Annotated in this window: 10 protein-coding genes and 2 tRNA genes; 10 read left to right on the top strand and 2 right to left on the bottom strand. The window is 71.7% G+C overall.

Annotated elements, in window-relative coordinates:
* Positions 1-95 precede the first annotated feature (95 nt).
* The 9 genes from ABTX81_RS10990 (at position 96) to ABTX81_RS10950 (ending at position 9,378) form a co-directional block, all read left to right on the top strand.
* Positions 96-617 carry a DciA family protein gene (locus ABTX81_RS10990; RefSeq protein ID WP_350543082.1) on the top strand — a complete coding sequence of 174 codons (522 nt, stop codon included), beginning with the start codon at positions 96-98 and terminating at the stop codon, positions 615-617.
* A gap of 250 nt (positions 618-867) precedes the next feature.
* The gene (gene gyrB, locus ABTX81_RS10985) at positions 868-2,898 is read left to right on the top strand and encodes a DNA topoisomerase (ATP-hydrolyzing) subunit B (RefSeq protein WP_350543080.1); all 2,031 of its coding nucleotides are present in this window, start codon (positions 868-870) and stop codon (positions 2,896-2,898) included.
* 121 nt (positions 2,899-3,019) lie between these two features.
* Positions 3,020-5,560 (top strand): DNA gyrase subunit A, encoded by a 2,541-nt coding sequence (gene gyrA, locus ABTX81_RS10980; protein WP_350543267.1) that lies wholly within the window; start codon positions 3,020-3,022, stop codon positions 5,558-5,560.
* Between the two features lie 158 nt (positions 5,561-5,718).
* Complete coding sequence (locus tag ABTX81_RS10975) at positions 5,719-6,450, top strand: DUF3566 domain-containing protein (protein WP_350543078.1); 732 nt, start codon at positions 5,719-5,721, stop codon at positions 6,448-6,450.
* Between the two features lie 274 nt (positions 6,451-6,724).
* Positions 6,725-8,119: a class I SAM-dependent methyltransferase gene (locus ABTX81_RS10970; protein ID WP_350543074.1), complete on the top strand. Its 1,395-nt coding sequence runs from the start codon at positions 6,725-6,727 to the stop codon at positions 8,117-8,119.
* A 16-nt stretch (positions 8,120-8,135) separates the two neighbouring features.
* Positions 8,136-8,212, top strand: a tRNA-Ile gene (locus ABTX81_RS10965).
* A 144-nt stretch (positions 8,213-8,356) separates the two neighbouring features.
* The gene (locus tag ABTX81_RS10960) at positions 8,357-8,728 is read left to right on the top strand and encodes a DUF6191 domain-containing protein (RefSeq protein WP_350543265.1); all 372 of its coding nucleotides are present in this window, start codon (positions 8,357-8,359) and stop codon (positions 8,726-8,728) included.
* Positions 8,729-8,985: 257 nt separating this feature from the next.
* Positions 8,986-9,114, top strand: a complete 129-nt coding sequence (locus ABTX81_RS10955; protein ID WP_014137031.1) for a DLW-39 family protein — start codon at positions 8,986-8,988, stop codon at positions 9,112-9,114.
* A gap of 191 nt (positions 9,115-9,305) precedes the next feature.
* Positions 9,306-9,378 (top strand) — tRNA-Ala (locus tag ABTX81_RS10950).
* 74 nt (positions 9,379-9,452) lie between these two features.
* On the opposite strand, the gene ABTX81_RS10945 is transcribed toward ABTX81_RS10950, so the two are convergent.
* Positions 9,453-10,136 (bottom strand): DUF5324 family protein, encoded by a 684-nt coding sequence (locus ABTX81_RS10945; protein WP_502892746.1) that lies wholly within the window; start codon positions 10,134-10,136, stop codon positions 9,453-9,455.
* A gap of 265 nt (positions 10,137-10,401) precedes the next feature.
* Here ABTX81_RS10945 and ABTX81_RS10940 point away from each other — a divergent pair, with 265 nt between their 5' ends.
* Positions 10,402-11,310, top strand: coding sequence for a rhomboid family intramembrane serine protease (locus tag ABTX81_RS10940; RefSeq protein ID WP_350543070.1), 909 nt, complete (start codon positions 10,402-10,404; stop codon positions 11,308-11,310).
* A gap of 362 nt (positions 11,311-11,672) precedes the next feature.
* Here the strand turns inward: ABTX81_RS10940 and crgA are convergent, their stop codons facing one another.
* The gene (gene crgA / locus ABTX81_RS10935) at positions 11,673-11,921 is read right to left on the bottom strand and encodes a cell division protein CrgA (protein WP_350543068.1); all 249 of its coding nucleotides are present in this window, start codon (positions 11,919-11,921) and stop codon (positions 11,673-11,675) included.
* Positions 11,922-12,038: the final 117 nt, after the last annotated feature.

The following is a 12,038-nucleotide window of genomic DNA, read 5'->3' as shown; positions in this document are numbered from 1 at the left end:
CCCGGTGACGCCCACCCGAGCCGCCGCCCGCCCGCCCGGCTCCCGTACGCTGGACGGCTCACCGTTGTCCACAGGGTGGGGATAAGGAGATCGCCGTGAGCGATTCGGCGGAGCACCCCGGGCCGACCGGTGCCGACCTGGCGCGTTCGGCGCTGCGGGCGGCCCGGGCGCAGGCCCGCCAGCGCGGTGAGCAGGTGCGCGAGAAGCGCGAGGCGAAGCGGCACGGTCTGCGCAGCGGGGCCCGCTCGGACGGCCGCGACCCGGTGCCGCTGGGGGCGGCGCTGACCCGGCTGCTGACCGAGCGGGGCTGGGAGTCCTCGGCCGCGGTCGGCGGGGTGATGGGCCGTTGGCCGCAGATCGTCGGACCCGACATCGCCGCGCACTGCACGCCCACCGCCTACGACGACGAGGCCGCGGTGCTCACGGTGCAGTGCGACTCCACCGCGTGGGCCACTCAACTCCGCTGGCTGGCCCGGCAGTTGGTGGCCCGTCTGAACCACGAGCTGGGCCATGGCACGGTCCGCACCATCAAGGTGCTCGGCCCCGCCGCCCCGGTGCGCGGCTACGGCCGGCTGCGTGCCCCCGGCAGCAAGGGCCCCGGCGACACCTGGGGATAGCGCGGAGCGTTCACGGGTGGAGCGGACCGTAATCCTCCGGAACCCCTGACGGCCCCGCCAGGCGCTCTGAGCCCCCCAGGCGAGTATCGGGACATGTCCCGAGGGGATTCAGGGCGCCATTTCTGCCCTCAGAGGCTGCCAAACGCCCATCGATGTCAGTCGTACCGGTAGACTGGAAGCCAAACACTGTTGCTAGTGGCAACCGAGTCGAAACGCCGTGGTCGCACGCCCGCCCGTAGAGAGAGCGGGGATGCGGCCCGCGCTGTGCCAGAGAGGGCGCTTCGTGGCCGATTCCGGCAACCCCAGCCAGATCCCAGACCAGACCGACCAGTCCGACAGGTCGTACGACGCGAGCGCCATCCAGGTGCTGGAGGGCCTCGACGCCGTCCGCAAGCGCCCCGGCATGTACATCGGCTCGACCGGTGAGCGCGGCCTGCACCACCTGGTGCAGGAGATCGTGGACAACTCCGTCGACGAGGCGATGGCCGGGCACGCGGACACCATCGACGTGACCCTGCTGGCCGACGGCGGCGTGCGCGTGGTCGACAACGGCCGCGGCATCCCGGTCGGCATCATGCCGGGCCAGGGCAAGCCGGCCGTCGAGGTCGTGCTGACGGTTCTGCACGCGGGCGGCAAGTTCGGCAACGGCGGCTACGCGGTCTCCGGCGGTCTGCACGGCGTCGGCGTCTCCGTGGTGAACGCGCTCTCCACCCGGCTCGCGGTGGAGATCCACACCGACGGCCACCGCTGGACGCAGGAGTACAAGGCCGGCACCCCGACCGCCCCGCTCTCCCAGCACGAGGCCACCGAGCGCACCGGCACCAGCGTCACCTTCTGGGCCGACCCGGAGATCTTCGAGACCACGGTCTACTCCTTCGAGACGCTCTCCCGCCGGTTCCAGGAGATGGCGTTCCTCAACAAGGGCCTGACCATCGCGCTGACCGACGAGCGCCCCGAGCACGTCGACGAGGAGGGCAAGCCGCTCTCCGTCACGTACAAGTACGACGGCGGCATCGCCGACTTCGTCGCCCACCTCAACTCCCGCAAGGGCGAGGTCGTCCACCCCTCGGTGATCGACTTCGAGGCGGAGGACAAGGACAAGGCGATCTCGGTGGAGATCGCCATGCAGTGGAACTCCTCGTACACCGAGGGGGTCTACTCCTTCGCGAACACCATCCACACCCACGGCGGCGGTACCCACGAGGAGGGCTTCCGCGCCGCGCTGACCGGCCTGGTCAACCGCTACGCGCGGGACAAGAAGCTGCTCCGGGAGAAGGACGACAACCTCTCCGGCGAGGACATCCGCGAGGGTCTGACCGCGATCATCTCGGTCAAGCTCGGCGAGCCGCAGTTCGAGGGCCAGACCAAGGACAAGCTGGGCAACACCGAGGCGAAGACCTTCGTCCAGAAGGTCGTCCACGAGCACCTGAACGACTGGCTGGACCGCAACCCCAACGAGGCCGCGGACATCATCCGCAAGTCCATCCAGGCCGCCACCGCGCGCGTCGCCGCCCGCAAGGCCCGCGACCTCACCCGCCGCAAGGGCCTGCTGGAGTCCGCCTCGCTGCCCGGCAAGCTCAGCGACTGCCAGTCCAAGGACCCGGCCGAGTGCGAGATCTTCATCGTCGAGGGTGACTCCGCCGGCGGCTCGGCCAAGCAGGGCCGCGACCCGCGCATCCAGGCCATCCTCCCGATCCGCGGCAAGATCCTGAACGTCGAGAAGGCCCGGATCGACAAGGTGCTGCAGAACACCGAGGTCCAGGCGCTGATCTCGGCCTTCGGCTGCGGCATCCAGGAGGACTACGACGAGTCCAAGCTGCGCTACCACAAGATCGTGCTGATGGCCGACGCCGACGTCGACGGGCAGCACATCCGCACCCTGCTGCTGACCCTGCTGTTCCGCTTCATGCGGCCGCTGGTCGAGGCCGGCTACGTGTACCTGGCGATGCCGCCGCTGTACAAGATCAAGTGGGGCAAGGACGACTTCGAGTACGCCTACTCCGACCGCGAGCGCGACGCGCTGATCGCCGCCGGGGTCGAGGCGGGGCGCCGCCTGCCGAAGGACGACGCGATCCAGCGGTTCAAGGGTCTCGGCGAGATGAACGCCGAGGAGCTCCGGGTCACCACCATGGACCAGGCCCACCGCCTGCTGCTCCAGGTCACCCTGGAGGACGCCGCCCGCGCCGACGAGCTGTTCTCGATCCTCATGGGCGAGGACGTCGAGGCCCGCCGCTCCTTCATCCAGCGCAACGCCAAGGACGTCCGCTTCCTGGACGTGTGACGCCTGCCCGCAGGCCCCGCATGTACCAGTCCGCGTGAAAGGAAACTGACCACCAGTGGTCGACGACAACCGTCCCGAAGGCGAGCAGCCCGAGACCCCCGAGGCCGCCGCCGCGGTCGCCCTGCGGATCGAGCCGGTCGAGCTCGAGACCGAGATGCAGCGCTCGTACCTCGACTACGCGATGAGCGTCATCGTCAGCCGGGCGCTGCCCGAGGTGCGCGACGGCCTGAAGCCGGTGCACCGCCGCGTGCTCTACGCGATGTACGACGGCGGCTACCGCCCCGAGAAGGGCTACTACAAGTGCGCCCGCGTCGTCGGCGACGTCATGGGCAACTACCACCCGCACGGTGACACCTCGATCTACGACACCGTGGTCCGCCTGGCCCAGCCGTGGTCGATGCGGATGCCGCTGGTGGACGGCAACGGCAACTTCGGCTCCCCGGGCAACGACCCGGCGGCGGCGATGCGCTACACCGAGTGCAAGATGGCGCCGCTGGCCATGGAGATGATGCGCGACATCGACGAGGAGACCGTCGACTTCGCGCCCAACTACGACGGCCGCTCGCAGGAGCCCACCGTCCTGCCCGCGCGCTTCCCCAACCTGCTGGTCAACGGCGCCACCGGCATCGCGGTCGGCATGGCGACCAACATCCCGCCGCACAACCTGCGCGAGGTCGCCTCCGGGGCGCTCTGGTACCTGGAGAACCCGGAGGCCTCCCACGAGGAGCTGCTGGACGCCCTGATCGAGCGGATCAAGGGCCCGGACTTCCCCACCGGCGCGCTGATCGTCGGCCGCCGCGGCATCGACGACTACTACCGCACCGGCCGCGGCTCGGTCACCATGCGCGCCGTCGTCGAGGTCGAGGAGATCCAGGGCCGGCAGTGCCTGGTGATCACCGAGCTGCCCTATCAGGTCAACCCGGACAACCTCGCGCTGAAGATCGCCGACCTGGTCAAGGACGGCAAGGTCGCCGGCATCGCCGACGTCCGCGACGAGTCCTCCTCGCGCACCGGCCAGCGCCTGGTGATCGTGCTCAAGCGCGACGCGGTCGCCAAGGTCGTGCTGAACAACCTCTACAAGCACACCGACCTGCAGACCAACTTCGGCGCCAACATGCTGGCCCTGGTCGACGGCGTGCCGCGCACCCTGTCGCTGGACGCCTTCATCCGGCACTGGGTCAACCACCAGGTCGAGGTCATCGTCCGGCGCACCACCTTCCGGCTGCGCAAGGCCGAGGAGCGCGCCCACATCCTGCGCGCGCTGCTGCGCGCCCTGGACATGATCGACGAGGTCATCGCGCTGATCCGGGCCTCGGCGAGCGCCGACGCGGCCCGCACCGGCCTGATGGAGCTGCTGTCGATCGACGAGCTCCAGGCCAACGCGATCCTGGAGATGCAGCTGCGCCGGCTGGCCGCCCTGGAGCGCCAGCGGATCATGGACGAGCACGACGAGCTGCAGCGCAAGATCGACGAGTACAACGCGATCCTGGCCTCGCCGACCCGCCAGCGCGGGATCATCTCCGAGGAGCTCACCGCGATCGTCGAGAAGTACGGCGACGAGCGGCGCTCCACCCTTATCCCCTCCGACGGCGACCTCTCCATCGAGGACCTCATCGCCGAGGAGGACATCGTCGTCACCATCACCCGCGGCGGCTACGTCAAGCGCACCCGCTCCGACCTCTACCGTTCGCAGAAGCGCGGCGGCAAGGGCGTGCGCGGCGCCCAGCTCAAGCAGGACGACATCGTCGACCACTTCTTCGTGACGACGACTCACAACTGGATCCTGTTCTTCACCAACAAGGGCCGGGTCTACCGTGCCAAGGGCTACGAACTGCCGGACGCCGGGCGCGACGCCCGCGGCCAGCACGTGGCCAACCTGCTGGCCTTCCAGCCGGACGAGCACATCGCCCAGGTGATGGCCGTCCGCACCTACGAGGACAAGCCCTACCTGGTCCTCGCCACCCGGGCCGGCCTGGTGAAGAAGTCCCCGCTGAAGGACTACGACTCCCCGCGCTCCGGCGGCCTGATCGCGATCAACCTGCGCCAGGACGAGGAGGGCCGGGACGACGAGCTGATCGGCGCCGAGCTGGTCTCCGCCGAGGACGACCTGCTGCTGGTCTCCAAGAAGGCGCAGTCGATCCGCTTCACCGCCACCGACGAGGCGCTGCGCTCCACCGGCCGCGCGACCTCGGGCGTGAAGGGCATGGCGTTCCGCGAGGACGACGAACTGCTCTCGATGAACGTGGTCCGTCCGGGCACCTTCGTCTTCACCGCGACCGACGGCGGCTACGCCAAGCGCACCGGTGTGGACGAGTACCGTGTCCAGGGACGCGGCGGTTTCGGCACCAAGGCGGCGAAGATCGTCGAGGGCCGGGGCTCGCTCGTCGGCGCGCTCGTCGTCGACGAGACCGACGAGATCATGGCGATCACCCTGTCCGGAGGAGTGATCCGCACGAGGGTTTCCGAGGTTCGTGAAACCGGACGTGACACGATGGGCGTCCAACTGATCAACCTGGGCAAGCGCGATGCGGTCGTGGGCATGGCCCGCAACGCGGAGGCCGAGGACGACGAGGCGGCGGAGGACGAGGTGGCGGGCACCGAGTCCACCGAGGTGGCCGAGGGTACGGAGACGGCTCCGGGCGGCGAGACCGCCCAGGCCTGACCTCGTACCGCGTCGGCCGGTACCGTCACGTCCGTACATCCGTACACGACGTGGCGGTACCGGCCGCCGACCAGTTCCGGGCAATCCCGCCGGGCGCTGGATGACGAGTGACGAAGCAGGGCGGCGCCGCCGTCCTGGTGGGAAGTGCGGGAGGACCAGTGAGTGGAGCCACGGGTGCTGGGGGAGGCGCCACCGGCGGCCGTCCGGGCGCAGCACAGGGCGGCGCGTACGGCGTGCCGCAGCCGCCGGCCGAGCACCCGGCCGCGTCCACCTCGCTGATGCCGCCGGTCGGCGGGGCGGGCCAGGGCGGCACGTACGGCGGCCAGCCGACGCCTCCGCCGCCGGGTGCTCCGGCGCCGGGCGGCAGCGGGTTCTCGCAGCCGACCACCTATGCCAAGGGGCAGCCGACCCCGCCCCGGGGCACCCGGGTCGGCGGCGGCAACACCCCGCCCGGCGGGACGCCCGCCGCGGGCGCGCGCCGTCCGGCCGCCCCGCAGGCCGCCGGCACCCTGGGGCGGACCAGGAAGGCCCGGCTGCGGGTGACCAAGGCCGACCCGTGGTCGGTGATGAAGGTCAGCTTCCTGCTGTCGCTGGCGGTCGGGATCATCATCATCGTGGCGGCCGCGGTGCTGTGGATGACGCTGGACTCGCTCGGCGTCTTCGACTCGCTCGGCAAGACCCTGAAGGACGTCACCGGTTCGGAGAACAACGGCGGCGGTCTGAACATCATGGACTACGTGGGCTTCGGCAAGGTGATGACCTTCACCTCGCTGATCGCCGTGGTCGACGTGGTGCTGCTGACCGCGCTCTCCACGCTCTCGGCGTTCATCTACAACGCGGCGGCCGGCTTCACCGGCGGCATCGAGCTCACCCTGGCCGAGGAGGACTGATCCCCGGGGCGTGACCCGGGCTCAGTTCCCGCCCTCGGCGGGGCCTTCCGTCCGCGGACGGAATCAGCGGGCCCCACCGGCTGTTGCAGCCGGTGGGGCCCGTCGGCATTTCGGGTGACAGCCGCCTGGCGCGGCGTGCCGCCCGGACGGGCCGGGGGCGCGGTGGGCTTAGCTTGGTCCGCTCGTGCCGCGTCACCCGGTCGCCGCAGGCCTCCCCGGTCCCGCCGGACGGGTCCGGGACGGCCGCTCAGGCACGGCAGGACGGAGGCGCGCGATGGCGGAGCTCGCAAGGCGGCTGGTCGAGGCCCTGGACGGGCTGCTGGGGATCCCGGTGCCGCTGCGGGTGCGGGCCTGGGACGGCAGCGTCGCCGGACCGCCGGGGGCGCCCACCGTGGTGCTGCGCAACCGCCGGGCGCTGCGCCGGCTGCTCTGGCGGCCGAACGAGCTGGGCCTGGCCCGCGCCTACGTCTCGGGGGACCTGGAGGTCGCCCCGGGCAGCGACCTGTACGACGTGCTGCGGGCCGTCGCGCACTTCGCCGAGCGTCCGGAGATCCGCCGGCTGCGGCTCGGCCCCGGCGATGTGCTGGGCGGCAACGGGCGCCGGGTGGCGGGCGCGCTGCTGCGGGCCGGCGCGCTCGGCCCCGAGCCGGTGCCGCCGCCGGAGGAGGCCCCGGTGGGCCGGGGCCGGCTGCACAGCCGTGGCCGGGACCGCGCGGCGATCCACCACCACTACGACGTCGGCAACGACTTCTACGCCCTGGTCCTCGGCCCGTCGCTGGTCTACTCGTGCGCCTACTGGGAGCCCGCCGCGAAGAGCCTGGAGGCGGCGCAGGAGGCCAAGCTGGACCTCATCTGCCGCAAGCTCGGCCTGCGGCCCGGGATGCGGCTGCTGGACGTCGGCTCCGGCTGGGGTTCGCTGGTGCTGCACGCGGCCCGGCACTACGGGGTGACGGCGGTCGGCGTCTCGATCTCCGAGGAGCAGGTCGCGCTGGCCCGGCGGCGGGTCGAGGAGGCCGGCCTGGCGGACCGGGTGGAGATCCGGCTCCAGGACTACCGGGAGGTCCCGGACGGCCCGTTCGACGCGATCTCCAGCGTGGGCATGGCCGAGCACGTCGGCGAGGCCCAGTACCGGGTCTACGCCGAGGGCCTGTACCGGCTGCTGGCGCCCGGCGGCCGGCTGCTCAACCACCAGATCGCCCGCCGTCCCGACCACCCCGGTGAGCCGTACCGTCCCAGCCCGTTCATCAACCGCTACGTCTTCCCGGACGGCGAACTGTCCCCGGTCGGTTCCACCGTCTCCCGGCTGGAGGAGGCGGGCTTCGAGGTGCGCGACGTCGAGTCGCTCCGCGAGCACTACGGGCTGACCCTGCGTGAGTGGGTGGCCAATCTGGAGGCGCACTGGACGGAGGCGGTCGGGCTGGTGGGGCGCGGCCGGGCGCGGGTCTGGCGGCTCTACATGGCGGCCTCCGCGCTGGCCTTCGAGGAGAACCGGATCGGGGTCAATCAGATCCTCGCGGTGCGCACCACCGACGAGGGCGCCGCGCGCCTCCCGGCGACCCGCGCGGAGTGGCTGGCCGCCTCCGGCACCGCCTCCGACCTGCCCGTCCCGGAGGGCCCCGGCGCGGGCCCGGCCGTAACGGATTTGGGGGATCGGGGATCGGTCCGCTAATCTTTCAGTGCGGCAAGGGGCTATAGCTCAGACGGTTAGAGCGCTTCCCTGATAAGGAAGAGGCCACAGGTTCAAGTCCTGTTAGCCCCACCACCGCGAAGGGCCCGGAGCATCGCTCCGGGCCCTTCGGCGTTCCGGTGCCCGTTCCAGGAACCACCGGCGCCGGCCGGGTGTTCTACCCGTGGAGGCCGGGGCTCGCCCCGGCGGCGGCGTCCGACGGTGGAGGCGGTGGCACACATGGGTCTGGTCTTCGCGATGACCATCCCGGGCCTGGTCTGCGTGCTGGTGGTGCTGGCTTTCGTCGATCAGCTGGCGCTCAGGGCGCGGCGGTCGCGCCTGGTGCCGTGGCGGGGGACCGGCCGGGAGGGGCAGATCTCGGCGACCGGCTTCGAGCAGCTGCACGCGCAGTTCGCGGCCGGCAAGCAGCACCAGCTCGACGAGCGGCAGAGCACGCTGATGCTGCGCGACGAGGAGGACGACGGGGCTCCGCCGCGCACCCGGGTGGACCTGGCGTCCGGGGTGGCGGTGGTGGTGCCGGCGTCCGGTTCCACGCCCGCTCCGGCGGCCGGTTCGAGGCCCGGTCCGCCGTCCGGTGGGCGGGAACGGTGAGGGCTCCGTGGGGGCTCCGTACCGGGCCGACCGTACGACAGGAGGTGTGGCGTCAATCCTCCGGCCGGACCGGTCGGTTGGAGGCAGCGGTGGCTGGTCACGATTGGGACACCGGTGTGTATCATCGGCCGCAAGGGCAGTGCGGCATCCCGACCGCCCGTTCGTGCTCGTAACACAACCACGGACTCGTCGGCCCGATCGGAACGATCGGCGCCCGGCTGCTGAGTCCGTCAACGCAAGAAGGACGAGGTCCCGCGGTGAAGAAGCTTCTCCTGGTCGCCCTGGTCGCCCTCGGCGGCTTCTTTGTCTACCGTCAGGTCCAGGCGGACCGCGCCGAGCAGGACCTGTGGACCGAGGCCACCGACCCGGTTCCGGCCGGTCGCTGAGGCCCCCGGCGATCTGACGATCGACAGTCTTCGGAGGCGCCGCGCCGCGCCTCCAGGGCCGGTCGGCCCGGTCTGACGACCGGGTCGGCCGGACGTTCCCGGTCCCGCACGGCAGGCGTGCCGGGACGGGGCACCGCATCGGTGCCAGAACCGGGTACGCTAGTGCCCGGCGGTGCGCTCGGTGCCGCCCCGGGGCTTTAGCTCAGTTGGTAGAGCGCTGCCTTTGCAAGGCAGATGTCAGGAGTTCGAGTCTCCTAAGCTCCACAGTTCCTTCTCCACCGCGTGTGGACGGCGATCGGCCGCTGACCTGAATCCGGGTCAGCGGCCGATCCGCGTTCTCAGTGCGGTTTGCGCGGGTCCTGCGGCTCGGAGCGGTCCTCGGTGGGGGCGGAGGACGGTGCGGTGCCGCCGGCCTCCGGCGAGCCGTTCACCGGGGTGTCCGGGCCGGTACCGGCGCCCGGGGCGGGCGAGGCCGGGCGGGCCACGGACGGGGGCTCCACCAGCCACTCCGGGTTGCTGCGGTGCCGCCACCACTGCCAGGTGACGATGCCGCTGCCGATCGCGATCACGCCGGCCACGGCCAGTCCGGTGGCCCAGCCGGCCCGGCGCGACCTGCGGGCGTTGCGGGCCGCCAGATCGCTGATCTCCGCCGAGGTGACGTTGCCGCGCATGGCGGTCAGCGCGGCGGCGCCGCGGGTCTGGGCCTCGTGGGCGACCGGGGCGACGACGGCGCGGGCCTCGTCGACGGCGTGCACGACCTTGGGGACGACCGTGCACCGCGCCTGGTCCGCGGCCCGGGACGCGGTGTGGCGGGCGGCCAGGGCGGCCTCCTGGGTGCGGTGCAGGGCCTTCAGGGCGTTCTGCTGGGCCTCCGGCGGCAGGCTGGCGAAGGCGTGACCGACCTGGGGGGCGATGCGCCGGTCGTACTGGACGCGGACGGTGTGGGCGGCCTGGGAGGCCTGGTGCCGGGCGTTGTCCGCGAGGTTGCCGGCCGTCGCTCGGGCCGAGTCCAAACGGGTCACGAGTCTCTCCTCCTGGTGGCGTCCTTTATGCACATATCCACCTAAATGCTGATCATGCATCCCTATTCGTCCGATGGCACTCCGGAGTGGGCCGTACGCGGGGCGTGCTGGTCCGGTGGGAGGCCGGTGGGGGGCCGGCGGCGGCAGGCGGGAGGCGACTGGGCCCTTCGGTCGCGGGGAGGGCCGCAGTAGGCTGGCGGTTCCGGCGGGTCCCCGCCGGGAGCGCGCAGATGTCGTCGCAAGTCGTGGCAGAAGGGGATAGCCGATGCTCCCGGACGAGCCGAGGCCGCCGATCGACCCGACCCCCGGGGCGGGCGGCGGGAGCGGGCTGTCCCGTTGCCACCGGCACCCCGAGCAGGAGACCGGCATCGGCTGCTCGCGCTGCGGCCGGCCGATCTGCCCGCAGTGCATGGTGAACGCCTCGGTGGGCTTCCACTGCCCGGACTGCGTCAGCGAGGGCGGCCGCCAGGTCCGGCGGGCGACCACCCGCTTCGGCGGGCGCCCGACCGCGGACGGCGCGCTGGTCACCAAGACGCTGATCGGCATCAACCTGGCCGTCTTCGTGCTGGCCGGCTACGTGCTCACGCCCTGGCTGGCCATCGACCTCGAACTGCGCAGCTTCGCCCCCGACTGGTCCTACCCGTACCCCGTCGGCGTGGCCGAGGGGCCGGGCCAGTGGTACCGGCTGCTGACGGCCGTGTTCCTGCACACCGCGCCCTGGCACATCGCCACCAACATGCTGGTGCTCTGGGTGCTCGGCCCGCAGCTGGAGTCGGCGCTCGGCCGGGCCCGCTTCCTCGCGCTCTACCTGCTCTCCGGGCTGGCCGGCAGCGCCTTCGCCTTCGTGCTGGCCGGCGACGGGATGCGCTCGCTGGGCGCCTCGGGGGCGGTCTTCGGCCTGCTGGGCGCGACCGTGGTGCTCTACCGCCGGGTCCGGGCGCCGCTCGGGCCGATCGTCGCGCTGCTGGTGTTCAACCTGATCGTCACCTTCTCGGTGCAGGGGATCGACTGGCGCGCGCACCTCGGCGGCCTGATCGCCGGAATGCTGACCGCGGCCGGCCTGATGTACGCCCCGCGGGCCCACCGGGCGGCCGTGCAGGGGCTGACGCTGGCGGGCGTGGCCGGCCTGGTGCTGGTGATGGTGCTCGCGGGGACGGCCGCCTACGGCGGGTGATCCGCCGGCGCCGGGGTGTCGTACGGCCGTACGGTGCCCGCACGGTTGTCCACAGCAGGTGCGGGGTTGTGCACAGGCTGTGCGAACGACCGGGCCCGGACGACTGTTCTACGCGTGTCCCGCTGTGCGGATCCGATCGTGACGGAAGGGCGCGCGACGATGTGGAAAGCGCCCCCGGTGTGAGTTATCCACAGGCCCGTGTGACTTTTCCCCACTGTGGATAACCATGTGGATAAGCACGATAAGCGGATGACCCGAGAACGGGTTCCGCCATGCGTGCCCGCCGTCCGGGCACACCGACGCCGCCCCGGGACGAACCGTCCGGGGCGGCGGTGAAGGAGCTCAGGGCAGCAGCCCCGGCGTCACTTCCACTGGGTGGAGACGCCGAAACCCGCCGCGATGAAGCCGAAGCCCACCAGGATGTTCCAGTTCCGCCAGCTCTCCACGGGCCAGCTGCCGCTGGTCACGTAGTAGGTGACGATCCAGACCAGACCGACCAGGAACAGCGCCAGCATCAGGGGGGCGACCCAACCGCGGCCCGAACTGATCTTCACCGTGGCCGTGGTCGGCGGGGTGTAGTCGGCCTTCTTGCGGAGTCGAGACTTCGGCACGAGGAGCTCTCCTGTCGATGCGCTGTGACCGCGCAGGGGTTCACGGTGGTGTGGCGGCGTCCGTTAGCGTAGTGGTTCGGCGGGTCCGAAGGAGATAAGGGTACGGTGCCTAATTTG

The organism is Kitasatospora sp. NPDC097605, assembly GCF_040302725.1.
GTDB lineage: Bacteria > Actinomycetota > Actinomycetes > Streptomycetales > Streptomycetaceae > Kitasatospora.
The sequence above is the reverse complement of the archived record's forward strand: the minus strand, read 5'-3'. Positions and strand labels throughout refer to the sequence as shown.

What these genes read in the sequence shown, in the direction of transcription:
- gyrB (WP_350543080.1), top strand. Translation starts at nt 868, where the DNA reads ATGCGGCCCGCGCTGTGCCAGAGAGGGCGCTTCGTGGCCGATTCCGGC.
- ABTX81_RS10970 (WP_350543074.1), top strand. Translation starts at nt 6,725, where the DNA reads ATGGCGGAGCTCGCAAGGCGGCTGGTCGAGGCCCTGGACGGGCTGCTG.
- ABTX81_RS10960 (WP_350543265.1), top strand. Translation starts at nt 8,357, where the DNA reads ATGGGTCTGGTCTTCGCGATGACCATCCCGGGCCTGGTCTGCGTGCTG.
- ABTX81_RS10940 (WP_350543070.1), top strand. Translation starts at nt 10,402, where the DNA reads ATGCTCCCGGACGAGCCGAGGCCGCCGATCGACCCGACCCCCGGGGCG.